Annotated in this window: 24 protein-coding genes and 2 pseudogenes; 17 read left to right on the forward strand and 9 right to left on the reverse strand. The window is 62.3% G+C overall.

Going from position 1 to position 24843, the window contains the following annotated elements:
• Window positions 1–109 precede the first annotated feature (109 nt).
• Window positions 110–2074: a sigma-54 interaction domain-containing protein gene (locus tag HX868_RS11290; protein ID WP_177002910.1), complete on the forward strand. Its 1965-nt coding sequence runs from the start codon at window positions 110–112 to the stop codon at window positions 2072–2074.
• 74 nt (window positions 2075–2148) lie between these two features.
• On the opposite strand, the gene HX868_RS11295 is transcribed toward HX868_RS11290, so the two are convergent.
• The gene (locus tag HX868_RS11295; protein WP_177002911.1) at window positions 2149–3198 is read right to left on the reverse strand and encodes a LacI family DNA-binding transcriptional regulator; all 1050 of its coding nucleotides are present in this window, start codon (window positions 3196–3198) and stop codon (window positions 2149–2151) included.
• A 163-nt stretch (window positions 3199–3361) separates the two neighbouring features.
• Between HX868_RS11295 and HX868_RS11300 the strand changes: the two genes are divergently transcribed.
• From HX868_RS11300 to HX868_RS11320, 5 genes are all read left to right on the forward strand, one after another.
• The gene (locus tag HX868_RS11300) at window positions 3362–4447 is read left to right on the forward strand and encodes a fatty acid desaturase family protein (protein WP_177002912.1); all 1086 of its coding nucleotides are present in this window, start codon (window positions 3362–3364) and stop codon (window positions 4445–4447) included.
• A 114-nt stretch (window positions 4448–4561) separates the two neighbouring features.
• Complete coding sequence (locus HX868_RS11305; protein WP_028619741.1) at window positions 4562–4882, forward strand: MocE family 2Fe-2S type ferredoxin; 321 nt, start codon at window positions 4562–4564, stop codon at window positions 4880–4882.
• 2 nt (window positions 4883–4884) lie between these two features.
• On the forward strand, window positions 4885–6084 hold the full coding sequence (locus HX868_RS11310) for an NAD(P)/FAD-dependent oxidoreductase (RefSeq protein ID WP_177002913.1): 1200 nt from the start codon (window positions 4885–4887) through the stop codon (window positions 6082–6084).
• A 1-nt stretch (window position 6085) separates the two neighbouring features.
• Window positions 6086–6904: a sugar phosphate isomerase/epimerase family protein gene (locus HX868_RS11315; protein WP_177002914.1), complete on the forward strand. Its 819-nt coding sequence runs from the start codon at window positions 6086–6088 to the stop codon at window positions 6902–6904.
• A 50-nt stretch (window positions 6905–6954) separates the two neighbouring features.
• Entirely contained in the window at window positions 6955–7911 is a 957-nt protein-coding gene (locus HX868_RS11320) for a Dyp-type peroxidase (protein ID WP_095016666.1), read from the forward strand.
• A 90-nt stretch (window positions 7912–8001) separates the two neighbouring features.
• Here the strand turns inward: HX868_RS11320 and HX868_RS11325 are convergent, their stop codons facing one another.
• On the reverse strand, window positions 8002–8871 hold the full coding sequence (locus HX868_RS11325) for an undecaprenyl-diphosphate phosphatase (protein WP_177002915.1): 870 nt from the start codon (window positions 8869–8871) through the stop codon (window positions 8002–8004).
• Between the two features lie 179 nt (window positions 8872–9050).
• On the opposite strand from HX868_RS11325, the gene HX868_RS11330 reads away from it, so the two are divergent.
• A complete protein-coding gene (locus tag HX868_RS11330) occupies window positions 9051–9557 on the forward strand; it encodes a GNAT family N-acetyltransferase (RefSeq protein WP_095016664.1) in 507 nt (168 codons plus the stop codon).
• Here the strand turns inward: HX868_RS11330 and HX868_RS11335 are convergent.
• On the reverse strand, window positions 9535–10479 hold the full coding sequence (locus tag HX868_RS11335; protein ID WP_016980127.1) for a GlxA family transcriptional regulator: 945 nt from the start codon (window positions 10477–10479) through the stop codon (window positions 9535–9537). The two genes, HX868_RS11330 and HX868_RS11335, sit on opposite strands and share 23 nt — an antisense overlap.
• A 173-nt stretch (window positions 10480–10652) precedes the next feature.
• Here HX868_RS11335 and HX868_RS11340 point away from each other — a divergent pair, with 173 nt between their 5' ends.
• From HX868_RS11340 to HX868_RS11350, 3 genes are all read left to right on the forward strand, one after another.
• Window positions 10653–11282, forward strand: coding sequence for a TetR/AcrR family transcriptional regulator (locus HX868_RS11340; protein ID WP_177002916.1), 630 nt, complete (start codon window positions 10653–10655; stop codon window positions 11280–11282).
• A complete protein-coding gene (locus HX868_RS11345) occupies window positions 11279–11956 on the forward strand; it encodes a type 1 glutamine amidotransferase domain-containing protein (protein ID WP_177002917.1) in 678 nt (225 codons plus the stop codon). The genes HX868_RS11340 and HX868_RS11345 overlap by 4 nt, the downstream gene beginning before the upstream one ends.
• Before the next feature lie 79 nt (window positions 11957–12035).
• The gene (locus tag HX868_RS11350) at window positions 12036–13160 is read left to right on the forward strand and encodes an alkene reductase (protein ID WP_177002918.1); all 1125 of its coding nucleotides are present in this window, start codon (window positions 12036–12038) and stop codon (window positions 13158–13160) included.
• On the opposite strand, the gene HX868_RS11355 is transcribed toward HX868_RS11350, so the two are convergent.
• Together HX868_RS11355 and HX868_RS11360 are read right to left on the reverse strand one after the other, a co-directional pair.
• Window positions 13161–14147, reverse strand: a complete 987-nt coding sequence (locus tag HX868_RS11355) for an NAD(P)H-quinone oxidoreductase (protein WP_177002919.1) — start codon at window positions 14145–14147, stop codon at window positions 13161–13163.
• On the reverse strand, window positions 14144–15376 hold the full coding sequence (locus HX868_RS11360) for a YbfB/YjiJ family MFS transporter (protein ID WP_177002920.1): 1233 nt from the start codon (window positions 15374–15376) through the stop codon (window positions 14144–14146). Before HX868_RS11360 ends, HX868_RS11355 begins: the two co-directional genes overlap by 4 nt.
• Before the next feature lie 113 nt (window positions 15377–15489).
• On the opposite strand from HX868_RS11360, the gene HX868_RS11365 reads away from it, so the two are divergent.
• Window positions 15490–16365, forward strand: a complete 876-nt coding sequence (locus HX868_RS11365; protein ID WP_177002921.1) for a LysR family transcriptional regulator — start codon at window positions 15490–15492, stop codon at window positions 16363–16365.
• 77 nt (window positions 16366–16442) lie between these two features.
• Complete coding sequence (locus HX868_RS11370; RefSeq protein WP_177002922.1) at window positions 16443–16829, forward strand: DoxX family protein; 387 nt, start codon at window positions 16443–16445, stop codon at window positions 16827–16829.
• 54 nt (window positions 16830–16883) lie between these two features.
• Here the strand turns inward: HX868_RS11370 and HX868_RS11375 are convergent, their stop codons facing one another.
• Window positions 16884–17702, reverse strand: a complete 819-nt coding sequence (locus HX868_RS11375) for an alpha/beta fold hydrolase (RefSeq protein ID WP_177002923.1) — start codon at window positions 17700–17702, stop codon at window positions 16884–16886.
• Between the two features lie 147 nt (window positions 17703–17849).
• On the opposite strand from HX868_RS11375, the gene HX868_RS11380 reads away from it, so the two are divergent.
• Window positions 17850–18920 carry an NAD(P)-dependent alcohol dehydrogenase gene (locus HX868_RS11380; protein ID WP_177002924.1) on the forward strand — a complete coding sequence of 357 codons (1071 nt, stop codon included), beginning with the start codon at window positions 17850–17852 and terminating at the stop codon, window positions 18918–18920.
• Between the two features lie 125 nt (window positions 18921–19045).
• Here HX868_RS11380 and HX868_RS11385 read toward each other — a convergent pair.
• The 3 genes and pseudogenes from HX868_RS11385 to HX868_RS11390 all read right to left on the reverse strand — a co-directional run.
• A pseudogene (locus HX868_RS11385) lies at window positions 19046–19227 on the reverse strand (manganese efflux pump); the annotation flags it as partial.
• A gap of 114 nt (window positions 19228–19341) precedes the next feature.
• Window positions 19342–19437, reverse strand: a pseudogene (locus tag HX868_RS30720) (hypothetical protein); the annotation flags it as partial.
• Between the two features lie 14 nt (window positions 19438–19451).
• The gene (locus HX868_RS11390) at window positions 19452–20828 is read right to left on the reverse strand and encodes an aminotransferase-like domain-containing protein (protein WP_095016656.1); all 1377 of its coding nucleotides are present in this window, start codon (window positions 20826–20828) and stop codon (window positions 19452–19454) included.
• A gap of 133 nt (window positions 20829–20961) precedes the next feature.
• On the opposite strand from HX868_RS11390, the gene HX868_RS11395 reads away from it, so the two are divergent.
• The 4 genes from HX868_RS11395 to HX868_RS11410 are packed head-to-tail and all read left to right on the forward strand — an operon-like array spanning window position 20962 to window position 24843.
• On the forward strand, window positions 20962–22248 hold the full coding sequence (locus HX868_RS11395) for a hydroxymethylglutaryl-CoA reductase, degradative (protein WP_177002925.1): 1287 nt from the start codon (window positions 20962–20964) through the stop codon (window positions 22246–22248).
• A gap of 2 nt (window positions 22249–22250) precedes the next feature.
• Entirely contained in the window at window positions 22251–23147 is an 897-nt protein-coding gene (locus HX868_RS11400; protein WP_123474086.1) for a hydroxymethylglutaryl-CoA lyase, read from the forward strand.
• Between the two features lie 17 nt (window positions 23148–23164).
• Window positions 23165–24391, forward strand: coding sequence for a CaiB/BaiF CoA transferase family protein (locus tag HX868_RS11405; protein WP_177002926.1), 1227 nt, complete (start codon window positions 23165–23167; stop codon window positions 24389–24391).
• Entirely contained in the window at window positions 24388–24843 is a 456-nt protein-coding gene (locus HX868_RS11410; protein ID WP_177002927.1) for an FAS1-like dehydratase domain-containing protein, read from the forward strand. Before HX868_RS11405 ends, HX868_RS11410 begins: the two co-directional genes overlap by 4 nt.

The following is a 24843-nucleotide window of genomic DNA, read 5'->3' on the forward strand; positions in this document are numbered from 1 at the left end:
TTCAACATGTTGATAAATAACGATTAATAATTATCTATAAACAAAAAGTGTTCATTTTGATGACATGCCTATACTGACATGTCAAAAACATGAACATGGATACCGCCCAATGAGCATGGCGTTCAGCGTGCAAGACCTCGACTACCTCACGGCCCTGGGGCCTGCCGCGCTGAATGATGGCCCGGTTGCCGCACTGGAACAGGCCTGGCGCGACTGCCTGGCCGGCCAGATCGAACGCCCGGCGCACGTGCGTCAAGTGATCTGGGATTCTTGGCGGCGCAGCGTCCAGGCCGGTATCGACCCGGCCGACAATACGTACCGCTTCGTTGGCGCCCACACGCTGGCCGCCACCCAGGCCACCCACCGCGTGCTGATCGAGGCGGCTGCGCAGGTCATGCATGGCTTGCTGGCCTACAACCCGCGCGGCCATATCAACCTCACCGATGCCGACGGCACCACCCTGTATTTCTGTGGGCTGGACATCACTCCGGTGGGCAGTCGCCTGCTGGAATCGGTGCAAGGCACCAACTGCACCGGCCTGGCGCTCGCCGAGGATCACCTGGTGTACGTGCTGGCCGAGGAGAACTTCGGCATCGGCCTGCGCCAGCGCCGCATGCATTGCGCCGCCGCGCCGATCAAGAATGCCCAGGGCCAGACCGTGGCCATGCTGACGCTGACCGCCGAGCCCGGCTGGTTTCACTTCCATACCCTCGGCACGGTGCAGGCCGCGGCCGACGCGGTATCGCGGCAGATGGCCCTGCAAGGGCTGCTGGAAGAACAGCAGACTGTCCTCGAAGTGCTCAACGAAGGCCTGGTGGTGCTGGACGAACGCGGCTGCATCAAGGCGCTCAACCGCTATGCCCGGCAGCTGTTTGGCGTCGGGCTGGAGCTGATCGGGCAGCCGTTCCAGCAACTGGGCCGTAGCGAGCTGAGTGACGCCCTTGGCGAACCCGTGCGCGACCTCGACTGCACCTTCCACTTGCGTGACCGCAGCCAACTCGCCTGCCTGGTCTCGGTGTGCCCGCTGGAACAGGGCGGGGTCATCGTGTCACTGCGCGAGAACCGCCGCATTCGCGAAATCACCCGGCGCCTCATCGGCACCCAGGCCAGCTACACCTTCGACACCATCCAGGGCAGCTCGCGAGCGATCCAGGGCGCGCTGCACCTTGGACGCATCGCCAGCCGCAGCGATTCCACCACCCTGATCCTTGGCGAAAGCGGCACCGGCAAGGAGCTGTTCGCCCAGGCCATCCATAACGGCAGCGAGCGCTGCAACGGCCCGTTTGTGGCGGTCAACTGCGGCGCGATTCCACGAGACCTGGTGCAAAGCGAGCTGTTCGGCCACGTCGAAGGCGCGTTCACCGGCGCCAGCCGTGGCGGCTCGGCCGGCAAGTTCGAACTGGCGGATGGCGGCACCATCTTTCTCGATGAGATTGGCGACATGTCCTTCGATGCCCAGGTCAGCCTGCTGCGGGTGTTGCAGGAGGGTGAAATCACCCGCGTGGGCGCGAAAAGCTCGCGGCAAGTGAACGTGCGCATCATCGCCGCCACCCACCGCAACCTCAGCCAGGCGGTCGCGGAAGGCGCGTTTCGTGAAGACCTCTACTACCGCCTCAACGTGCTGAACCTGACCGTGCCACCGCTGCGCATGCGCCGTGAAGACATTGCGCTGCTGGCGCAGCATTTTCTCGTCCGCTGCGCGCGCTCGTTGCGTAAATCGGTGCAGGGCTTTTCGCCGGAGGCGATGGCGCTGCTGTCGGCCTACGGCTGGCCGGGCAACGTGCGCGAGCTGGAAAACAGCATCGAACGGGCGACCAACCTGGCGATGGGAGAACTGATCGAATCGGTGGACCTGCCGCTGGAAAGCCGCCAACGCACCCCGCTGCGCGCCCACGAAGCGCCGCCCGCCCAGGACCTGAGCAGCCACGAAATGCACGCCATCGTCGCCGCGCTCAACAGCACCGGCGGCAACATCCGCCTGGCCGCGCGGCAGCTCAACGTGTCGCGGGGTGGGCTGTACAACAAGATGAGTCGGTTTGGCTTGAGTGCTGCAGATTTCCGCAAATCTCTGTAGGAGCCGGCTTGCCGGCGATAGCGTCCTTGAGGGCGAATCGCCGGCAAGCCGGCTCCTACAGGTTGATTTGTGCGTCAGCTTTCCCTATTTTCCGACGTCACAATCTGCGGCGGCACATACACCCGCTGCCGCACAGGATCGAACCCCTCTGCACTCTGCAACTCCACCATCAACCGCACCAACGCCGTCGCTGTCTGCCCCGGCTGCGAATCCATCACCACATCGATCAACCCCTGGCCCAGCGCCTGGCGTGACAGCGCGGTCGACTCCTGCAGGATGCAACACAACGCCGGCCGCTTGGGCAACTGCGCCAAGGCGCTGATGATGCCGTCGCCACCGCCGCCCACCACGCATAATCCGCGCAGGTCGCTGTGACGGCTGATCAGGTCGAGGGTGGCTTCTTCGGTGATGTCGCAGTTGTCCAGGTTGATCAGCGGTTCCAACGGTTTGAGCCCCGGCGCGTGCTCGGCCAGGTAGCTGTGCAGGCCTTCGACCCGTGCCTGGTGGCCGAGGAAACGGTGGCCGCCGAGCAGGATGCCCACGGCGCCTTTGCGAGCGCCGCAGGTGCGGGCGAGCAGCCAGCCCATGGTGCGACCGACCACATGGTTGTCCTGGCCGACGTAGGGTTCTTCGGCCTGTTCGTGGATATCCGAGAGCAGGGCCACCACGGGCACACCGGCTTCGCGGATTTGCTTGAGGCAGGCGTTGATCAGCGGATGGGCAAAGCTGACCACCGCAAGGCCATCGCATTGCACGGCCAGTTGTTCGATCTGCGCGACGATGGCGGCGGGCGTGCGATCGACGATGTACTCGAACTGGCAGGTCAGGTTGGCACCGGCATGTTGCTCGGCGGCGGAGTTGATGGCTTGCGCCAGGCTGGCATAGAACGCCTGGGCGGTGGCCAGCAACAGGATGCCGAAACGATAGGTCGGCCGGCGTTCGCGAATGCGCTGGCCGATCAACCGCGCCGCGAAATACCCCACGGCTTCGGCCGCCTGGAACACCTGCTCGGCGGTCTCGGGATTGACCGGCGCACGTGCGTTCAAGACGCGGTCGACGGTGGCCACGCTGAGCCTCGCCTGGGCGGCGACGGTGGCGATAGTTGGGCGTTTATTGTTGTTCATGACAGGCCCCTTTGAGCGTCTTGATAGAAAACTATCAAGCCCCGCTGGGCCTGGATGATAGCTTGATAGGGAATGGATTCAAGGCCTTGAGGGTGATTTAGGCGTTCTCTATCGTGGGTTTCACACAGCACCTGAAACCACCCGCTTGCGGAGAACAATAACAATGCCTGAACACACCGCTCACACCGCCCGGCGCGACTACAGCCTCACCGGCCCCGAAGCCGCCCGCGCGGCTGAAAAGGGCCTGGTCTCGGCCAGCTGGTACCAGTCGCCCATCTCGCGCAAACGCATGAAAGAACTGATGCAGCGCCGCGACGGCCCGGCCTTGCTCGACACGGCCATCTGGGTGAGCGCGCTGTTTGCCACCGGTTTTGGTGGCTACTGGTTCTGGGGCAGCTGGGCCTGTGTGCCGTTTTTCCTCGCCTATGGCGTGCTCTACGGCACCGCGTCCAACCCGCGCTGGCATGAAACCGGCCACGGCACCGCGTTCAAGACCCGCTGGATGAACGACGGGCTGTATCAGGTCGCCAGCTTCATGTGCATTTTTGAACCCCACGTGTGGCGCTGGAGCCATGCCCGTCACCACACCGACACCATCGTGGTCGGCCGCGACCCGGAGATCGTCGAGCCGCGCCCGCCAAGCTTTTTGATGATGTTCTTGAGCCTGTTCAACCTGCCCCTGGCCTGGAAAACCTTCAGCGGTGTGGCGCGGCATGCCATTGGCAAGATGAGCACTCAGGAAGCCGACTTCATCCCCGAATCCGAATGGCCCAAGGTGTTTCGCGCGGCACGGATCTGGGTCGGTATTTATGCGCTGGTGATTGGCACCGCGTTGTACCTGCACAGCTGGCTGCCGCTGATGCTGATTGGTCTGCCGAGCCTCTACGGTGCCTGGCTCGGCTATATCTTCGGCCTCACCCAGCACGTCGGCCTGGCCGAAGACGTGCTGGACCACCGCAGCAACTGCCGCACCATCTACATGAACCGCGTGCTGCGCTTTATCTACATGGACATGAACTACCACCTCGAACACCACATGTACCCGATGGTGCCGTACCACGCCCTCGCGCAACTGCACGAAGAGATCCGCAGCGACTGCCCGCCGCCGTACGCCAACCTGTTCGAGGCGTACAAGGAAATCTTGCCGACGATCTGGAAGCAGCGCAGCGATCCCACGTATTTCGTCCAGCGCTCAACCCATTGTGGCGAGGGAGCTTGCTCCCGCTGGGCTGCGCAGCAGCCCCAATAAAACCTCCCCGTTCTTCCAGACAAATCCTGATAGCTAATCTTGGGGCCGCTTCGCAGCCCAGCGGGAGCAAGCTCCCTCGCCACAAGGTACGTCACGCACTTGGAGACAAACACCATGAACGATCAATGGATCGACGTCTGCGCCGTGGGCGAAATCGACGAAGAAGATGTGCTGCGCTTCGACCACGGCCCGCACACTTACGCGCTGTACCGCTCGGCCGAGAATGAATTCTTCGCCACCGCCGGCCTGTGCACCCACGAGAAAATCCACCTGGCCGACGGCCTGGTAATGGACCACGTGATCGAGTGCCCCAAGCACAACGGGCGTTTCGATTATCGTACGGGCAAGGCCCTCGGCGCGCCGGTGTGCGTCAACCTCAAGACCTACCCGGTGCGGGTCGAAGCGGGGCGGGTGTTGCTCGCTGTCACGGCCTGATGATGAACGCTCCGTTGATTATCGTCGGGGCCGGTCATGCCGGTGGCCGGGCGGCGCTGACCCTGCGCGAAGAAGGTTATACGGGCCGCCTGATCCTGATTGGTGATGAAGTGCACTTGCCCTATGAGCGGCCGCCGTTGTCCAAAGGCCTGTTGCAGGGCACGGCGGAGCTGGCCGGCTACAGCTTGTGCGACAGTGCGCGACTGGCCGAACTGGGCATAGAGCACATCGCCGGTAACCCGGTGACTCATCTGGAACCGCAACAACATCGCCTGCAACTCGCCGACGGCCAATGGTTGCCTTACGCCGGTCTGCTGTTGGCCACCGGCGGCCGGGCGCGGCGATTGCCCCAGGCGCAGGCCAATGTGCTTTACCTGCGTACCCATGATGAAGCGCTGGCGTTGCGCAGCGCCTTACGCCCCGGCACGCGGCTGGTGGTGGTGGGCGGTGGTTTTATCGGCCTGGAAGTGGCGGCGACCGCACGTGGCCTGGGCTGTGAAGTGACGGTGTTGGAAGCCGCGCCGCGCCTGGCGGGGCGTGTGCTGCCAGCGGTTATCTCCCAGGCGTTGCTGGATCTGCATCGCGAGCACGGTGTGCAGGTGCGTTTGAATGTGGCGCTGGAATCCATCCAGGCCGATGCCGTGCTGTTGGTGGACGGGCACCGCTTGCCCTGCGACCTGATTGTGGTCGGCATCGGCATGCAACCCAACATCGAACTGGCGGCAGCAGCAGGGCTGGAGGTGGGGCAGGGCATTCGTGTTGATGCGTGCCTGCGTACCAGCGCGCCGAACATCTATGCCGCCGGGGATGTGTGTGAGTTTCGCCTTGACGGTCTCTATCAGCGCCAGGAAACCTGGCGCAATGCCGAAGCCCAGGGGCGGCATGCGGCGCTGAATCTGCTGGGGCGCGAAGTGCCGTTCGAGGCGCTGCCCGGTTTCTGGTCCGATCAGTACGACTGGGGTTTGCAAACTGTCGGCGTGATCACACCGATAGCGGTCAGCCGCTCCTTGCCGAGCGGTGGCCTGTTGCTGTTCTACCTCGATGCCGATCATCGTTTACAAGGCGCCTGCGGTTGGGCGCCGGGCAACAGCGTGGCCAAGGACATCAAGCTTTGCGAGCGCCTGATCAGCGCGCGGATTGCTCTTGATACCGCCAGCCTGGCCAACCCCGAGCTGTCCCTCAAACTCTTGCTGCGAGGCTGATATGCGCCAATTCCTGGTGTTCCAATCCCTGTGGGCCATGCAGACCGAACCCGGTTGTCTGGACACCCAACTCGACCGCATCCAGGCCGCCGGTTTTGACGGCATTACCGATCATTACTGGCAACCTGCTGATGTCGCCCGTTTGCACGCGGCAGCTAGCTCAAGAGGCTTGCAGATCGAGGGCCAATTGTTCCCGCAATCGGTGGATGACCTAGCCTCTGCGCTGGAGGTGATCAGCCGCTATGGCTGCCACCACCTCACCCTGCAAGCCGACGTACGCCCGCGCACTCAATCCGAGGCGGCCCGGTTGATCGAAGGCTGGCAACGCCTGGCCGAGCAGGTGGATTTTCCGGTGTTGCTGGAAACCCACCGTTATCGCCTCACCAACGATCTGCTGTTCACCCTCGACCTGCTGGCGCAAATGCCGGATTTGAAGCTGTTGGCCGACCTGTCCCACTACGTGGTCGGGCGTGAACTGCCCGAACCGGGCACGCCTGAAGACGACGAACATATCCGCACGATTTTGCGCCACAGCTGGGGGTTCCACGGCCGTGTCGCCAGCAGCGAACAGGTGCAAGTCTCCCTGGACTTTCCCCAACACCAAGCCTGGGTACAGCGTTTTACCGAGTGGTGGCGCTACGGGATCGAAGACTGGCTGTCCCGGCCCAATACGCCGCAGAGCCTGTCCTTCACCTGCGAACTGGGCCCGCCGCCCTATGCGATCACCGACGCGGATGGCCGCGAAATCAGTGATCGCTGGGCCGAAGCGCTAAAGATGCAGGCGCTGATTCGCGACGTGTGGGCGAGCTGTCAGGCATGATCTGCTAATCTGCGCGGGTTGAATTTCGCCCTTTAGCCTGGACTTTCACCATGACACCATCCTCCGTTCAGCCGCCTCTTGAGCCGCAGTCCGTCTGCCATCCCATCACCAGCAGCGCGATTTTCATGGTTGCCACCGTTGCCCCTGGCAGTGAAGATACGGTGCGGGGCTGGTGTGCGGACATCGCCGGCTTGGTGCGTTCGGTGGGCAAGCGCGTGCCGGCGGGCAATCTGACCTGCGTCTGCGGGTTTGGCTCGCACGCGTGGGACCGGCTGTTCGGCGCACCGCGCCCGGCGGCGCTGCATCCGTTTCGTGAATTCGGCGTTGAAGGGCGCAAAGCGGTGTCGACACCGGGGGATATCCTGCTGCATATCCGCGCCGAACAGATGGACCTGTGCTTCGAACTGGCCACCCACGTGATGGCGGCCCTGGGCGACAGCGTCAAGGTGGTGGATGAGGTCCAGGGTTTCCGCTATTTCGACATGCGCAGCATCATCGGCTTTGTCGACGGCACCGAGAACCCGGTGGGGCGCAAGGCCGAAGGGTTCACCATTGTTGGTGATGAGGACAGCGAATTTCGCGGCGGCAGCTACGTGCTGGTGCAGAAGTACCTGCACAACATGACAGCCTGGAACGGCCTGACGGTGGAGGCCCAGGAGAAGGTGATCGGGCGGACCAAGCTGTCGGATATCGAATTGGACGAAGAGACCAAACCGAGCAATTCCCACAGTGCATTGACAGTCATCACCGACAAGAACGGCGATGAAGTGAAGATCCTGCGCGACAACATGCCTTTCGGCCGCCCCGGTGCCGGTGAGTTCGGCACCTACTTTATCGGCTATGCGCGTTCGCCGGAGCCTCTGGAATTGATGCTGGAAAACATGTTCGTCGGCCGTCCGGTCGGCAACTATGACCGCCTGCTGGATTTCAGCACGGCGGTCACCGGCGGGCTGTTTTTCGTGCCTTCGGCCGATCTGCTGGAAGAACTGGCCGAGCGCAAACTGTAGGCGCGAGCTTGCTCGCGAAGGTCGTCAATGATAACGCGGGCTTGCGGGTTTGCTGCGGCGCCTTTGCATTCTTCGCGAGCAAGCTCGCTCCTACAGTAAGCCGGTGCTGACGGCTACGATCAGGAAAATCCCCAGCAACGCGCGATAGATCACGAACGGCCAGGTGGAGAACCGCTCCAGGAACTTCATCAGGCCCCAGATCGCAAAAAACGCCGAGATGCTCGCCACCACCAGGCCGAACAGCAAATGCGGCCAGGCATGGGCGGGCATGTCGGCGTGCAGCAGCACCCACAGTTCCTTCAAGCCGGCGAGGGCGATGGCGGGCAAGCCGAGCAGGAAGGAGAACCGTGCGGCTTCCTCACGCTTGAAGTTGAGGAACAGTGCGGCGGTCAACGTGGAACCGGAACGCGAAACCCCTGGAATCAGCGCACCAATCTGCGCAATGCCCACGATCAACGCATCCCGCAGGCGCATCTCGCTCACCTCGCGGGTGTGGCGTGCGCGCACTTCGGCCACCGCCAGCAGCACGGCCATGACCACGCAGGAGATGCCGATCACCATCAACCCGCGCAACGGCGAGTTGCAGGCGTTCAGGGTCGAAGACAGCGCCAGGCCGGCGATGCCGATGGGGAGGGTCGCCAGCACAATCGCCACCGCCAGCTTGAACCAGCGATCGTTGTAGTCACCCCGGCGCACCGCACCGATGCTGCCGGTGGTCACCTGGCGCACATCCCGCCAGAAGTAACTGACCACTGCCGCCAGCGCCGCCAACTGCATCGCCGCCGAGAATGCTGAGCCGGGGTCCTGCCAGCCGAGCAGGGCGGGGACTACGCGCATGTGGGCGGTGGACGACACCGGCAGCAGCTCGGTAATGCCCTGGATCACGCCCAGGATGAAGATCTGCAGGTAGTCCAGGGAGGCAAAACCCACGTCCAGGCCGGCGGTACAGGCGTTTGTCAAAATACGTGTCCTTGAAAGAGAGCGGCAATTTCGCGGAGTTTATTCGAAATGTTTCAAGGTTTCGGTCGAGGCAACACCTATTTGCAATCGGTTCAGCAAGTAGAAAGGTTGGCCGCTCTCTTGGCCTGCCCACCGGTTTTGTGAACAATGGCGCCCTGTGTTTTTTCACCGAGAATCTCATGCCCGAAGTCACCGTCGAATTGATCCAGACCGGCCCGGAGCACGCCGAGCTGATCCGCAATCTTTACCAGTACTACGCCTATGAATCCTCTGACTGGGAACAGGAAGATGTCGAGGCCGATGGGCGTTTCTACATCCATGACGAACACCTGGTCCGCTACTGGCAGGACCCGCAATGGAGCGCCAACCTGCTGTTGGTGGACGGCTATATCGCGGGCTTCCTATTGATCGAAGGCAGCGAGCTGCCGGGCATCGAGGCCCTGGAGCTGGCTGACTTGTTCGTCCTCAAACGCTATCGCCGCAAAGGCATTGGCCGCGCCATTGCCAGCCAGGTGCTGTGCAGCGGCGAGGCCGATTGGCTGGTGCGCTTCTATGATCAGGATGAAGTGTCCCAAGCGTTCTGGCGCACGGTGCTGGATAACCTGCCGCGTCCGGTGCAAACGATTGAGCTGGAGGATGACCCGCAGTTGGTGAGTTACCTGATTACGCGGGCGGCGCTGCATTAAACGCCTGCTGCATCACCTGCGGCGGCTGCCCGAACGCCCTTAAAAATGCCTGGCGCATGCGCTCGCGATCACCAAACCCGGTTTCGCGGGCGACCACCTCGACCGGGTGGCGACTGGTTTCCATCATCGCCCGTGCCGCCTCTACCCGCAGCGACTCGATGGCCTTGGCCGGTGTTTGTCCGGTCTCTTCCCGGAATACCCGACTGAACTGGCGCGGGCTGAGGCGGGCAACATCGGCCAGCGCATCTACCGACAAGTCGTGGGTCAGGTTCTCGCGGGCATAGGCCAGGGCCAGTTGCACGCGGTCCGACTTGGGGTCCAGCTCCAACAGCGCCGACAACTGCGACTGTTCACTGCCCCGGCGTTGGGCGATCACCAGTTTTCGTGCAATGCGCCGTGCCAGATCGCTGCCCAGGTCGTTTTCCACCATCGCCAGTGCCAGGTCCACCCCGGCACTCATGCCGGCGCCGGTCCACACCTGGCCGTCCACCACGAACAGCTTGTCTTCTTCCAAATGAATGTGCGGATAGCGCTTGCGAAAGGCTGGTGCGTGAATCCAGTGGGTGGTGGTGCGCTTGCCTTCCAGCAAGCCTGCTTCGGCCAGCACGAAGATGCCCATGCACAACGAGGCGACGCGCCGCGACTGGGCGGAGGCGGCCTTGACCAGTTCCAGCAGGTTGGCTTCCGGCAGGCGGAACTCCAGGTAGCCGCTGACGATCAGCGTGTCGTAGCCCTCCGGCCGAATCGGCGTGGTGTTCACCGAAAAGCCCTGGGACGTCATCACCGCGCCGCCGCTTTCCGACACCAGGTGAAACTCATAGGCCGGCTCGCCACGCAGCAGGTTCGCGCACTCGAACACCGAACCCAGGCTGAGGCTCAGGGACTGGAAGTTCGGGTAAACCATCAGCGCAACGCTGTGCATCGTCATTCTCCAAGGGGCGCGGGAGGGGGAATTGTCGGCGCGTGCCGGGTAAACGGCAACTGCCTTCTTGGCATGTCCGGAATCCTTGCGGATCTGACATTGTGCGGGTTTGCCCAGGCTCCTAACATTCCCTCAACGAACTAGACGACTGGTCTAATCGGACGGGGTGAAGCATGAGCAGCGAAACTAAAAATGTACGCCAGAGCATTCTTGATACGGCCCAATTGATTGTTGGCCGCAAAGGATTTTCTGCGGTGGGCCTGAACGAAATACTGCAAGCCGCCGAAGTACCCAAAGGTTCGTTTTATCACTACTTCACCTCCAAAGATGCGTTCGGCGTTGTATTGCTCGACCACTACTTCGACAACTACGTGCACGGCATGCAGCAACTGTTTGATCAGCCGGGCTTAACCCAGTACGCCAAGTTGATGCGTTATTGGCAGTGCTGGATCGAAAACCAGACCGGCTGCACTGACGCGGGCAAATGCCTTGCCGTCAAACTCGGCGCCGAAGTGTCAGACCTTTCAGAGCCGATGCGCCTGGCCCTGCAACGCGGCACCGCACGCACCATCGGGTTGCTGACCGAGGCCTTGCAGGGCGGCGTCGAAGACGGCTCGGTAGCGATTACGCAACACCCGGACAGCCTGGCCCGGCGCCTGTATGCGTTGTGGTTGGGGACCAGCGTCATGAGCAAGATCACCCGTACTACGGCGCCTTTTGATGAGGCGTTGGGGTTGACCCGACAGTTGTTGGGTCAGCCGGAAGAAATTGACATTCACACCTATCGAGGCACTGGAAAATGAAAGTATTAATGGTACTGACCTCTCACGACCAGCTTGGCGATACCGGGCGCAAGACCGGCTTCTGGCTCGAAGAGTTTGCCGCACCCTACTACGCGTTTAAGGACGCCGGCGCCGAGATCGTGCTGGCTTCACCGGCCGGCGGCCAGCCGCCGCTGGACCCAGTGAGTGACCAACCGGACTTCCAGACCGAACAGACTCGGCGCTTTGCCGCCGATCCTGCCGCCCAGCAAGCCCTGGCGACCACGGTGAAACTGGACTCGGTCAACGCCGACGATTTCGACACTGTGTTCTACCCAGGCGGCCACGGCCCGCTGTGGGACCTGGCCGAATCGCCGGTGTCGATCGCGCTGATCGAGTCATTCGAGCGTGCTGGTAAACCCATCGGCTTTGTCTGCCACGCACCGGGCGCGCTGCGTCACGTCAAGGCGGTGAATGGTGAACCGTTGGTCAAGGGGCGTCGCGTCACTGGGTTCTCCAACTCGGAAGAGGCGGCGGTGGAGCTGACCGATGTGGTGCCGTTTCTGGTGGAAGATGAATTCAAGAAGCTGGGCGGCCTTTATGAGAAAGGCGCTGACTGGCAGTCCTTTGTCATTACCGATGGCTTGTTGGTTACTGGGCAAAATCCTGGCAGTTCCAGTGATGTCGCTAAAGCCCTGCTGAATCTCACCGCTTAATTAATTAGACCGCTTGGTTCATTGGCGACTTTTATAAGTCGCCAATGCTTTAGCGCGTCCAGAATTTGGAAATGATTAGATGACTGACAATGTACTAAGTACCCCGATAAAGCTGGGTCACCATACGCTGAACAACCGTGTTGTCTTGCCGCCATTAACGCGCCAGCGCAGCGCCCAACCGGGTGATATCGCCACTGACTTGATGGCCGAGTATTACGGCCAGCGGGCCAGTGCCGGTTTCATGGTCAGCGAAGGCACGCAGATCGAGCCGCGTGGCCAAGGCTACGCCTGGACACCGGGCATCTACACCCCGGCGCAGATTGACGGTTGGCGCAAGGTCACCGACGCAGTGCATGCCGAGGGCGGGGTGATCTTTGCCCAGTTGTGGCATGTCGGTCGGGTGTCGCACAACGCCTTGCAGCCAGAAGGGGCGGCGCCAGTCGCACCGTCTGCCCTTCAGGCCCTGCAAGCCAAAGCCTTTATCGAAACGGCGCCGGGCGAGGGTGAGTTGAAACAGCCGCCTGTGCCACGTGCATTGGCAACACAGGAGGTTAAAGAACTGGTCGGGCACTACGCCCAGGCTGCACGCAATGCGCTGGATGCGGGGTTTGATGGGGTGGAAATCCATTCGGCCAATGGCTACTTGGTAAACCAGTTCATCTCGGCTCATGCCAATCAACGTGACGATGAGTACGGTGGTTCGTTGGAAAACCGCCTGCGTTTTCTGCGCGAGATCGTTGAAGCGGTGAGCGCCGTGGTCGGGCCGGAACGCCTGGGCGTGCGCTTCTCGCCGTTGTTCAGTGGCACCGATCAGGACCGCGTGTACATCGGCCTGGTGGAAGACGACCCTCACCACACCTACATCGAAGCCATCAAGGTGCTGGAAGCGTCGGGCATCGCCTACGTCTCCATCGCTGAAGCCGACTGGGACAACGCCCCCGACCTGCCTGAAACCTTCCGCCGTGCCGTGCGCGAGACGTTCAGCGGACGGATCATCTACGCCGGCCGCTACACCGCTGAACGCGGTGCGCGGTGGGTAGAGGCGGGGCTGGCGGACTTGATCGCGTTCGGGCGGCCGTTCATCGCCAACCCGGATCTGCCGCAGCGGCTGTTCAACGAGTGGCCGTTGAATCCGCTGCGGGTGGAGGGCATGTACGGCGGTGGTGCAGAGGGCTATATCGATTACCCGGTTTACGCCGAATAATCAGGCAACCCGCAACACAATCTTGCCAATATGATCCCCACCTTCCATCCGCGCATGCGCCTGATCGGCCTGGGTGTAATCGAACACCTGGTCGATCATCGGCAGGCAGCGTCCGGCTGACAGCACTGGCCATACGTGCTGGCGCAGTTGGTCGGCGATTGCGGCTTTTTCGTCCTTGGTCCGTGCGCGCAGCAGCGAACCGGTGACGATTGCGCGTTTGCCGAGGATGGTCAGCAAGTCCACCTCATTGGCCTTGGCACCGCCGAGGAACCCCAGCATCACCAGGCGACCGTCCATCGCCAGCGCTTTGAGGTTGTTGTTGAGGTAGGAGGCTCCCATGATGTCGAGGATCACATTCACGCCTTGATCACCGATCACCTGGGCGAAATCCTGTTCGCGATAGTTGATCGCTTCTGCGCCCAGGGCACGAATGGCCGCACATTTTCCTTCGCTGCCGGCGGTGGCAAACGCCTGGATGCCAAACTCGCGGCACAGCATCAGCGCGGTCGTGCCGATACCACTGGTGCCGCCATGGATCAGCACCCGCTGGCCGTTGTGGGCGCCGCCGATACCGAACAGGTTGGCCCACACGGTAAAGAAGGTTTCCGGGATGGCCGCCGCTTGAATCCAGTCCATGCCTTCGGGAACCGGCAACGCCTGGCTGGCGGGCACTGCGCAGTATTGGGCGTAGCCGCCGCCATTGGTGAGGGCGCAAACTTTGTCACCGACGGCGTACTCGGTCACGCCATCGCCCATGGCCACCACTTCACCGGCCACTTCCAGGCCGGGGATCGGGCTCATGCCGGGTTTCATCGGGTACTTGCCGGCGCGTTGCAAGGCGTCCGGGCGGTTGACGCCGGCCGCGTGCACGCGGATCAGAATCTCGCCGGGACCGGCCACCGGCACATCGGCCCGGCGTGGTTGCAGCACCTCAGGCCCGCCAGGGGTAGTGATTTCAATCAGGGTCATTTCTTGAGGAAGCGTCATTTCAGAGTACCTGCAGCGATGAGCGTATGGGTTGGGACCGTAGTGAGCGGTCGACGGTTCAGCATAATCATGCCCAGTTCCAGGGCGAGTGCGACCACGATGGCGCCGGTGGCAATCATGAATAGCAGCGCGTGCTGGCCGCCGCTGCTGTTGAACAGCGCCGAGTAGGCAAACCCGGACAGTGCCTGGAACGTCGCAAAGGACACGGTGGCGCGGCTCCACGCCACTTGTTGCTGGTGATGGTTGGGCAGCAGTTCATGCACCCGCGCCAATGCCAGGGGCACAATGCCCGGCGGGAAGGAACCGAGGATGACGGCCAGCACCGCCAGGGCGATAAACGAACCCGCAATCGGCAACAAACCGACGGCAATCGCCTGCACCACCAGCACCACGCGAATACTCCAGCGCGCGCCGAGTTTGTCGGCGAGGAACCCATAGGTGACCGGGCCCACAATCGCGCCCAGGCCGTACATCACCCAGATCATCGCGCCGGTATGCGCACCGGCACCCAGGCCACGGGCCACGTAATCCACCAGGAATACCATTGCCGGCACCAGGCCCGCCGCCATAAATGCGTATTGGGCGAACAACAGGTAAACGCCGGAGGGCGTGTGTGCCGGGGTGTCCGGTGCTGCTGATGTTTCATGTTGCGAGCCGGCGGGCCAGGCGAACCAACTGGCAGCCGTCAACACCAGTGCCAACAGGCCCAGGCCAAACCAGGTCTGCTGCAAGCCCAGGCTCAACAGTGGCGGCACCAGCGTGCCAGAGCCGGCAATGCCCAGACCGATCCCCAGGAAGATTGCGCCACTGGCCAGGCCGCGACGGGCGGCCGGGACATGGGGCAGTACGGTGGCGGCCACCAGCACCATGATTGCGCCACCGGCAATCCCTGACAGCAGGCGCCAGGCGAAGAACCACACCACCGACAGCGGGAAGCCACAGGCAAAGAATGCCAGTGTCACCGCCACCATCATGATGCGCAGCGCGGTTTTATTGGAGGTGTGTTGAGCGATGGGGCGGCCGATCAGCGCACCGATCAGGTAACCCACGAGGTTGGCGGCGCCGAGGTAGACCACGTCATTCGCCGAAAACCACTGGGACTGGATCAGGGTTGGAATCAACGGTGTATAGGCGAACCGCGCCAGGCCGATGCTGACCAGGCTGGCGCACAGGCCGGCGAAGATCGGCAGCCAGACTGAGCCGCGAGGTGATGCGTGGGTGTCGAGCATAATGGCTGTCCTGAAGTTTTTTTCTCCGGGGGCCAGCATAGCCAGGATTGGTGATGCAATAATGCTGCGATTTGGCATGGCTGCGATGCATATTTGCAGCACTGGAGAACGCTATGAATTGGGACGATGCGCGGATGTTCCTGGCGGTGTGCCGGGAGTCCACATTACGCGGCGCCGCCAGGGTATTGGGCGTGGATCAAGCCACTGTAGGCCGGCGCATCAATGCCCTGGAAAAGTCGTTGGGCGCCACCTTGTTTCTGCGCACTTCCGAGGGCTACGCGCTGACGGCTGTCGGCGAGGCTGCCTTGCACTCGGTGGAGAAAATGGAGCGCTCGGCGCTCGATCTGGAACGGCAGATCCAAGGCCTGGATGACCGTCTGACCGGTACCGTGCGCGTCAGCACCACTGACTCCCTCGCCATCGATTTCCTGATCCCGGCCATCGCTTGCCTGCACGACAAGCACCCTGACGTGCGAGTGCATTTGGACGCCTCCACCCAGATTCTCAGCTTGGCCAAGCGCGAGGCTGACATTGCCGTGCGCAACACCCGCCCGGACAACCCCGACCTGATCGCCCGGCGCATCGCTCGTTGGCCGGTAGGATTGTTTGCCTCCCAGGTATACATCGACCGTCACGGCGTGCCCGAACCGGGGAGCCTGTTCGAGGGCCATGACCTGGTGGTGTACCAGCCCTACCTGCAAAGCCAGAAAGACCTGGCCCTGGTTTCCGAGCCACTGGGGCGCGGGCGCATTGTCGCGGCCTTGAGTTCAAGCTTGTTGGTACGCCGCTCCATTGCTGCCGGCATCGGCATCGGTGAAATTCCGGTGTACACCGGCGAGCGCGATGGGCTGGTGCGCTTATGGCCCGAGCGCACGCGGCCTTTGCCGTACGACGTGTGGCTGGTGACCCACGCCGATCTGCGTCACACCGCAAGGGTGCGGGTAGTGATGGATGAGATCGTCACGGCGTTTGCCGGCACGGGGGAGTGAGGTCAGCACAGGCTTGCAATCTTGCGTGTGCCTCTGTCGACACAATCGAGTTTTGTGTCCACTGAAAGAGAGCACCTATGAACGCATCAAAATGTCAGGACCTGGGGCTGTTGTTTCTGCGGGTGAGTGGGGCGCTGTTCCTGATGTGGGTGCATGGCGTGCCCAAGCTGCTCAACTACAGCGAACAATTGAAGCTGATCGAGGATCCGTTTCATCTGGGGGCCACGGTCACGTTGGTGCTGGCGATTTTCGCCGAAGTGCTGTGCCCGCTGTTGATCATTGCCGGGGTGCTGGTGCGCCTGGCGTGCTTGCCGATCCTGTGTGTGCTGCTGATCGCCTTGCTGGTGGTGCATCCGGACTGGACGCTGTTCGAGGCGCAGTTCGGCTGGCTGCTGCTGATCATTTTCACCACGTTGCTGATCAGTGGTGCGGGTCGCCTGGTCCTGACTCAGCGTTTCTCCTGAATAAAAAAGGCCGGGCAAGCCCGGCCAAAACAAGGAGAGGATGATGCGGGTCTATCAGCGGTTCAAGAAGGCCAGCAGGTCTTCATTCAGGGCCTGGGCATGCGTCACGGCAAACCCGTGGGGCGCATCCTTGTAGACTTTCAATTCAGCGCCCTTGATTGAGGCCGCGGCCACTTTGCCGGTGGTTTCGAACGGCACGATCTGGTCACCGTCGCCATGGATCACCAGGGTCGGCACGTCGATCTTGGTCATGTCGGGGCGGAAGTCGGTTTGGGAGAACACGGTGACGCAGTCGACGGTCGACTTAAGGGAGGCCAGCAACGCCACTTGCAAGGTTTGGGTCAGCACACCTTCGGAGACCACCTGGCCTTTGTTGGTGCCATAGAACGGCGCGTTGAAATCACTGATGAATTGCGCACGGTCCTTCAGCAGCCCGGCCTTGATGCCGTCGAACACTTCAGCCGGCACGCCTTGCGGGTAGTCTGGCTTCTGACCAAACAGCGGCGTCACCGCGCCCAGCAACACCAGGCCGGCCACGCGCGCGCTGCCATGGCGTGCGATATAGCGCGCCACGTCGCCGCCACCCATGGAAAAGCCCACCAGGGTCACGTCCTTGAGGTCCAGGTGCTCGATCAACTGGGCGATATCGTCGGCGAAGGTGTCGTAGTCGTTGCCGGTCCACGGCTGGTCCGACCGGCCGAAGCCACGGCGGTCGAATGCGATGGTACGAAAGCCGCGGCTGCTCAGGTATTCCATCTGGTATTCCCACATATCGGCATCCAGCGGCCAGCCATGGCTGAACAACACGGGCTTGCCGCTGCCCCAGTCCTTGAAGTAGATCTGGGTACCGTCTTTGGCAACGAATGTGCTCATGGAAAACTCCTGGGAGGGTGGGAAGAGAACGCTGGCTCACTATTGCGCTAAACCGGACGAAGGGCTTGTACGCCTGTGCTCGGTTGAACGCTTGAGCGTCTATGCTGGTCGATTGACTTCCAACGTCAGATCACACAGGTGAACGAAATGGCCAAGACTTACAGTTACGCCGCCCAGAACGCCAAGGATTCCCTCAAGCCCTACACCTTCGAGCGCCGTGCGCCGGGGGCGGATGATGTGCAGATCGACATTCTCTACTGCGGGGTCTGCCACTCCGACTTGCACACCGTGCGCAACGAATGGAACAACACCCTTTATCCTTCCGTGCCCGGCCATGAAATTGTCGGTCGCGTGACTGCAGTGGGGGGCAACGTCAAGATGTTCAAGGTCGGTGACCTGGCCGGTGTCGGCTGCATGGTCGACAGTTGCCAGCACTGCGCGTCCTGCGCCGAGGGCGAGGAACAATACTGCGAGAACGGCTTTACCGGCACCTACAATGGCCCGGTATTCGGCGGTGAGAACACCTTCGGCGGCTACTCCGACAGCATCGTGGTCAAGGAGAAGTTCGTGCTGCGCATTTCCCACGACGCGTCCAACCTGGCCGCCGTGGCGCCGTTGCTGTGCGCGGGTATCACCACCTATTCGCCGTTGCATCACTGGAAGGTCGGCCCTGGCAAGAAGGTCGGCGTGGTGGGCCTGGGCGGCCTGGGCCATATGGCGGTGAAGATCGCCCATGCCATGGGCGCCCATGTAACGCTGTTTACCACCTCACCCAACAAGCGTGAAGACGGTTTGCGCCTGGGCGCCGATCAAGTGGTGGTATCAAAGAATGCTGATGAGATGGCCAAGGTCGCCAACAGCCTGGACTTCATCCTCAACACCGTTGCTGCACCGCACAACCTCGATGCGTTCCTCAACCTGCTCAAGCGTGACGGCACCATGACCCTGGTCGGCGCGCCCGACAGCCCGCACCCGTCGCCGACGGTGTTCAACCTGATCTTCAAGCGCCGCAGCCTGGCCGGCTCGCTGATTGGCGGGATCCAGGAAACCCAGGACATGCTCGACTTCTGCGCCAAGCACGGGATTGTCTCGGACATCGAAATGATCGATATCCAGGGCATTAACGAGGCGTATGAGCGGATGCTCAAGGGCGATGTGAAGTATCGGTTTGTGATCGATATGGACAGCCTGAAAAAGGAAAGCCACGCCGCGGCGTGACGTTTGCTTGTCTGTAGGAGCGAGCTTGCTCGCGAAGAGCGTCAACGATAACGCGGCTATCCTGGATAAACGCGGTGCCCTTGAGTTTTTCGCGAGCAAGCTCGCTCCTACAGGTGGGGCAGGGTTCAGGCCGAAAGGTGTTCGTACAGAATTGTCGCACCCACCAGCATCAACACCACGCCCCCAACCATTTCAGCACGCTTGCCCACCACCGGCCAAGCATCATGCCGAGGGTCACCAGGCCAATCGCCGCCGCCGCGACCAGGATATTCACATCGACAAACGCCAGGCCCATGCTTGTCTGTAGGAGCGAGCTTGCTCGCGAAGAACGTCAACGATAACGCGGCTATCCAGGATAAAGGCGGTGCCCTTGAGTTTTTCGCGAGCAAGCTCGCTCCTACAGGTGGGTCAGGCTTCAGGCCTAGAGGTGTTCGTACAGAATTGTCGCGCCCACCAGCATCAACACCACGCCCCCAACCATCTCCGCACGCTTGCCCATCACCGTGCCCAGCACCCTTCTGTCAAAAGGGCTTATCGCAGCTCACGGATGATCCGGCAAAAGACCGGGTCATCCAGGTACGCCACGTTCAGGCGGGTCCAGGGCGAGGTATCTTTGGGCTGGGTCGAGAAGATCGAGCCGGGCGCGAGCATCACGCCCTGTGCCAGGCAGTGCCGGGTGAGCACGTTCGCATCCTCGATATTCGGGAAGCGTGCCCACAGGTACAGGCTCTGCTCCGGGCGGCAAAACACCTCGGCGCCGAGGTCGTCGAGCAGGTCGAGGCCGCGAGCGGTGGCGTGGCGCAGGCGGTCTTGCAGGCGCGACAGGTGCCGTAAAAACTGCCCTTCGCCGAGGATCACGTCGATAGTGCGCTCGCTGTATTCGGCGCCGCTGTTGTGCAGGATCATCTTGATGTCCGCCAGTTCTTCCACGCGTTGTTTGCTGCCGGCGATAAACCCCACACGCAACGCTGCCGACACCGATTTGGAAAAACTGCCGACGTACAGCGTGCGGTTGAGCTGGTCGAGGGCGGACAACTTGATCGCGGAGCTGGGCTTGAAGTCGGCCATTGCATCGTTTTCCACCAGTAGCAGGTCGTAGGTCTCGGCGATCCGCAGCAGTTGGTGCGCCTTGGCCGGGGACAGGTCCGAGCCGGTGGGGTTGTGGCCGATGGACTGCAGGAAGAACAGGCGCGGGCGATGAGCCTTGATCAACTGCTCCAGCACCTGCAGGTTCGGCCCGTCGGGCTCGCGAGGCACACCGAACATGCGCGCGCCTTGCAATTGCAGCTTGCCGAACAGCGGGTAGTAACCGGGGTCTTCCACCAGGACCGGGTCGCCGGGGTTGAGGTAACGACGGATGATCAGGTCCATCGCGTGGTTGGCGCCCAGGGTGGTCACCAGTTGGCGCGGTGAGACGGGCAGCGCGTAGTCCGCCAGTTTTTGCACCAGCCGTGTGCGCAGTCCGGCATTACCCAGGCGTGTGCCATAGCGAAACAGCGTGGTCACGCCGGCCCGCACGACCTGGCGGTGGAACTTGTCCAGGCGCATGTCCATCAGCCATTCCACTGGCGGAAAGCCTTCACCCAGATGCGAGTGGCCAGGGTCGCGCACGAACTGCTGGCGCATCATCCAGATGGTGTCCAGGGCCCGGTTGTAGGGTTGGCTGTCTTCCTCTTCGCTGGTGTGGGCCACGCGCTTGATCACGAAAAAGCCCTGGCCGTGGCGCGCCTCCACCAGCCCCTCGGCGGCCAGGTGTTCATAGGCGGTGATCACCGTGTTCTTCGAATGCCCATGCAGGCGCATGTATTCGCGCAGAGACGGCAGCTTCTCGCCGGCCTTGAGGGCGCCGTCGGTAATTTGCTGGGCGATGGCGCTGGCCACCTGTTGCGCGAGGGTCGTGCGCGACATGCTGCAATTCCTTGTGGATGCTTCTTATGGGTACAGTGTCTGAACTGTCCGGCAAAACTGTACCTTCTTTCAAGGCTACAGATGGGGCAATTTGACGGCATCCAATAACAAATGACTCCTTGAGGAGCCCTGCATGTCGATCGATTCCCGCTTGCCCAATTTCCGCAGCCTCACCCCCAGTCAGCGCCTTGAGCACCTGCAACCCTTGCTCGGCCTGAGCAACGAAGACCTGGCGTTGCTGCGCGATGCCGGTGCGCTGCCGCTGGAAATCGCCGACGGTATGATCGAGAACGTCATCGGCAAATTCGAGTTGCCGTACGCCGTCGCCAGCAACTTCCGTATCAACGGTCGCGACGTGGTGATCCCGCTGGTGGTAGAGGAGCCGTCGGTGGTCGCCGCCGCATCGTTCATGGCCAAGTTGACCCGCCCGGCCGGTGGTTTCCAGACCTCCAGCAGTGCGCCGTTGATGCGCGCGCAGGTGCAGATCATCGGCCTACGCGACCCGTTTAATGCGCGCTTGAGCCTGCTGCGCAACAAAGACGAAATCATCGCCCTGGCCAACAGCAAGGATCAGTTACTGAACACGCTGGGAGGGGGTTGCCGGGACATCGAAGTGCACACCTTCGCCGACAGTCCGCGCGGGCCGATGCTGGTGGCGCACCTGATCGTCGACGTGCGCGACGCCATGGGCGCCAATACCGTCAACACCATGGCCGAGGCCGTGGCGCCGCTGATGGAGCGCCTCACCGGCGGCAAAGTGCGCCTGCGCATCCTGTCCAACCTGGCTGACCTGCGCCTGTGCCGCGCGCAGTTGCGCATCGCCCCGGAACACTTGGCCACCGCCGAGTACAGCGGTGAAGAGGTGATCGAAGGCGTGATCGATGCCTACACCTTCGCTGCCATCGACCCGTATCGCGCCGCCACCCACAACAAGGGCATCATGAATGGCATCGACCCTTTGGTGGTTGCCACCGGCAATGACTGGCGCGCGGTGGAAGCCGGTGCGCATGCCTACGCCTGCCGCAGCGGTCACTACGGTTCGCTGACCACCTGGGAGAAAGACAGCCAGGGCCACCTGGTCGGTACCCTGGAAATGCCCATGCCCCTGGGCCTGGTCGGCGGCGCCACCAAGACTCATCCGCTGGCGCAAGTGTCGCTGCGTATTCTAGGGGTGAAAACTGCCCAGGAACTCGGTGAAATCGCCGTCGCCGTTGGCCTGGCACAGAACTTGGGCGCCTTGCGGGCCCTGGCCACCGAAGGTATCCAGCGTGGGCATATGGCGCTGCATGCACGCAACGTGGCGCTGTCCGCCGGAGCCAAGGGCGACGAAGTGCAGTGGCTGGTCGAGCGCATGGTCGCGACCCACGACGTGCGTGCTGACAGTGCCCGTGCACTGCTGCTCGACAAGCGCGGGCAGTGAGCATGGACAGCGTTCGGCTGGTCGAGGTGGGCGCGCGCGACGGCTTGCAGAATGAAGCGCGTAGCCTGTCGGTAGACACTCGAATCGCCCTGGTGGAGCGCTTGGCCGATGCCGGTTTGCGCACCCTCGAGGCGGGCGCCTTTGTGTCGCCGCGGTGGGTGCCGCAAATGGCCAATTCCGATGCCGTGCTGCGCGGCCTCGGCCAGCGCACCGGCGTGACCTACACCGCGTTGGTGCCCAACCTGCAAGGCCTGGACATGGCCCTGGCCGCCGGTTGCCGTGAGGTGGCGGTGTTCGCCGCCGCGTCCGAGGCGTTTTCGCAGAAGAACATCAACTGTTCGATCGCCCAGAGCCTGGAGCGCTTCGAGCCGGTGCTCGCCAAAGCCCTGGAGGCGGGCGTTGCCGTGCGCGGCTACGTGTCCTGTGTGCTGGGCTGCCCGTTTACCGGCGCGGTCCCCGTCGAACAAGTGGTCGCCGTCAGCAAGGCCCTGTACACCATGGGCTGCTATGAAATCAGCCTGGGCGACACGATTGGCACCGGCACGCCAGGGGCAACCGCGCGATTGATCGAGGCCTGCGCCGACGCAGTGCCGCTCAGCGCATTGGCCGGGCACTTCCATGACACCTATGGCATGGCCGTGGCCAATGTGCAGGCCGCTTGGCAGGCCGGCGTTCGCGTGTTCGACAGCTCTGTCTCCGGCCTGGGGGGTTGCCCTTACTCACCGGGCGCCACTGGCAACGTAGCGACTGAAGAGCTGGTGTACCTGTTTGAAGGCCAAGGCATCGCCACGGGCGTCGACCTTGCACAATTGATCGAGGTAGGCGTCTTTATTGATAGCCAGCTGCACCGCAGCGGCGCGTCGCGGGTTGCCAAGGCACTGCGCGCACGCATCCAATAACAATACGTGGAGCACCCATGAACCCTCTCGCAACCACCTTGGCCGGCTTCGGGCCGCTCAAGGGCGTGACCATACTCGACCTCACCCGCGTGGTGGCAGGGCCTTATTGCGCCATGCTGCTGGCGGACATGGGCGCCAGCGTGATCAAGATCGAGCACCCCACCGATCCCGACCTGACCCGCGAATTCCCGCCCATGAGCCGCAGCGTCAGCGCGCCGGTCAGCGGCTTTTTCGCGCAGTTCAATCGCAACAAACAGGCGGTGTGCCTGGACCTCAAGCATCCGCACGGCAAGGCAACCTTCCTGGACATGGTGCGCAAGGCCGATATCGTTATCGAGAACTTCCGCCCCGGTACCATGGACAAGCTGGGCCTGGGCTACGCGGTTCTCAAGGCGGTCAACCCGGCGCTGGTGTTTACCGCCATCAGTGGCTTCGGCCAGCATGGGCCCAACTCATCACGCCCGGCGTTTGACAGCAGCGCCCAGGCCTCTGGTGGGTTGTGGTCGATGAATGGCACTGTCGAAGAACCTATGCGTGTCGGCACGGTGCTGGGGGATTTGTCGGCGGCGCTGTATGCCGCTATCGGAACCCTTGGGGCCCTGCGTGAGGCCGAGCGCAGCGGTCAGGGCCAATTGGTGGACGTGTCCCAGCAGGATTCGATCATCTCCCTGACCGAAAACGCCCTGGTCACCTACACCGAAACCGGCGAAGTGGTCGGGCCTACTGGCAACGGCCATCCCTTCGTCAAGCCTTACGGTCGTTATGCGTGCAAGGACGGCTTCGTCTTCTTCGGTGCCTACACCGACAAATTCTGGCGCGAGGCCTGCCATGCGTTTGGTGATGCGGCCCTGGCCAGTGACCCGGAAATCGACACCATGGCCAAGCGTTTTGACCACGCCACCTACCTGCGGCGGGTCAAGCCCATCGTCGAAGGTTGGTGCGCCGCCTACACCAAGGCCGAGCTGGAGGCCCTGACCGGCGACCGCTTCCCGTTGTCACCGATCAAGAGCATGGATGAAGTGGTGGCCGATCCCCATGTGCGTGAGCGCGACATGGTCGTCAGCGTCGAATGCCAGGGCGCGCATTTCGAGGTGTTCGGCAACCCGGTGAAGCTTTCCGGTGGCACCTTGGAGAAAGGCGCCAGCGCCCCTGGCGTCGGCCAGCACAACCAACAGATTTACCGTGAATGGCTGGGCCTGGATCAGGCGCAATACGACGACTTGGTCGCGCGAGGTGTGATTTGAGCCTGCTTACCGCCGAGATCAAGGCGTGTATCGGCCTGGCATTGCCGCCGGTACGCTTTGAAGTCAGTCGCCAGGACATCCGCAAATACGCGGCTGCCACCGGCCAGCGCCAGGCGCGATTCCTGGCAGGAGATGAGGCGCCGCTGATGTTTCTGTTCAGCGTGCTGATGCCGGTATTGCCACTGGATCAACTGCGTGAAGACGGCCACTTTCCGGATAACGCGCTGCTGCCGGAACTGCCACTCAAACGTATTCTGGCCGGGGGCAGCCGCTATCAGGTGCACCGGCGTATTTATCCGGGTGATGTGCTGGTTTGCCGCCAGACAGTGGTGGATATCCATGAAAAACAAGGCAGTGACGGACCGTTGATTTTCCTGGTGTTCGAAAACCGCTTCGAAAGCGAGGCGGGCGAGCCGCTGGTGATCGAACACCTGACCCGGATAGCGAGGTAA

The organism is Pseudomonas reactans (assembly GCF_013385825.1).
Taxonomy (GTDB): Bacteria; Pseudomonadota; Gammaproteobacteria; order Pseudomonadales; family Pseudomonadaceae; genus Aquipseudomonas; species Aquipseudomonas reactans.

Excerpts from the sequence above, each read along its gene's own strand:
- HX868_RS11290 (WP_177002910.1), top strand. The coding sequence starts at position 110 with ATGAGCATGGCGTTCAGCGTGCAAGACCTCGACTACCTCACGGCCCTG.
- HX868_RS11295 (WP_177002911.1), bottom strand. The coding sequence starts at position 3,198 with ATGAACAACAATAAACGCCCAACTATCGCCACCGTCGCCGCCCAGGCG.
- HX868_RS11300 (WP_177002912.1), top strand. The coding sequence starts at position 3,362 with ATGCCTGAACACACCGCTCACACCGCCCGGCGCGACTACAGCCTCACC.
- HX868_RS11305 (WP_028619741.1), top strand. The coding sequence starts at position 4,562 with ATGAACGATCAATGGATCGACGTCTGCGCCGTGGGCGAAATCGACGAA.
- HX868_RS11310 (WP_177002913.1), top strand. The coding sequence starts at position 4,885 with ATGAACGCTCCGTTGATTATCGTCGGGGCCGGTCATGCCGGTGGCCGG.
- HX868_RS11315 (WP_177002914.1), top strand. The coding sequence starts at position 6,086 with ATGCGCCAATTCCTGGTGTTCCAATCCCTGTGGGCCATGCAGACCGAA.
- HX868_RS11320 (WP_095016666.1), top strand. The coding sequence starts at position 6,955 with ATGACACCATCCTCCGTTCAGCCGCCTCTTGAGCCGCAGTCCGTCTGC.
- HX868_RS11330 (WP_095016664.1), top strand. The coding sequence starts at position 9,051 with ATGCCCGAAGTCACCGTCGAATTGATCCAGACCGGCCCGGAGCACGCC.
- HX868_RS11335 (WP_016980127.1), bottom strand. The coding sequence starts at position 10,479 with ATGCACAGCGTTGCGCTGATGGTTTACCCGAACTTCCAGTCCCTGAGC.
- HX868_RS11340 (WP_177002916.1), top strand. The coding sequence starts at position 10,653 with ATGAGCAGCGAAACTAAAAATGTACGCCAGAGCATTCTTGATACGGCC.
- HX868_RS11345 (WP_177002917.1), top strand. The coding sequence starts at position 11,279 with ATGAAAGTATTAATGGTACTGACCTCTCACGACCAGCTTGGCGATACC.
- HX868_RS11350 (WP_177002918.1), top strand. The coding sequence starts at position 12,036 with ATGACTGACAATGTACTAAGTACCCCGATAAAGCTGGGTCACCATACG.
- HX868_RS11355 (WP_177002919.1), bottom strand. The coding sequence starts at position 14,147 with ATGACGCTTCCTCAAGAAATGACCCTGATTGAAATCACTACCCCTGGC.
- HX868_RS11360 (WP_177002920.1), bottom strand. The coding sequence starts at position 15,376 with ATGCTCGACACCCACGCATCACCTCGCGGCTCAGTCTGGCTGCCGATC.
- HX868_RS11365 (WP_177002921.1), top strand. The coding sequence starts at position 15,490 with ATGAATTGGGACGATGCGCGGATGTTCCTGGCGGTGTGCCGGGAGTCC.
- HX868_RS11370 (WP_177002922.1), top strand. The coding sequence starts at position 16,443 with ATGAACGCATCAAAATGTCAGGACCTGGGGCTGTTGTTTCTGCGGGTG.
- HX868_RS11375 (WP_177002923.1), bottom strand. The coding sequence starts at position 17,702 with ATGAGCACATTCGTTGCCAAAGACGGTACCCAGATCTACTTCAAGGAC.
- HX868_RS11380 (WP_177002924.1), top strand. The coding sequence starts at position 17,850 with ATGGCCAAGACTTACAGTTACGCCGCCCAGAACGCCAAGGATTCCCTC.
- HX868_RS11390 (WP_095016656.1), bottom strand. The coding sequence starts at position 20,828 with ATGTCGCGCACGACCCTCGCGCAACAGGTGGCCAGCGCCATCGCCCAG.
- HX868_RS11395 (WP_177002925.1), top strand. The coding sequence starts at position 20,962 with ATGTCGATCGATTCCCGCTTGCCCAATTTCCGCAGCCTCACCCCCAGT.
- HX868_RS11400 (WP_123474086.1), top strand. The coding sequence starts at position 22,251 with ATGGACAGCGTTCGGCTGGTCGAGGTGGGCGCGCGCGACGGCTTGCAG.
- HX868_RS11405 (WP_177002926.1), top strand. The coding sequence starts at position 23,165 with ATGAACCCTCTCGCAACCACCTTGGCCGGCTTCGGGCCGCTCAAGGGC.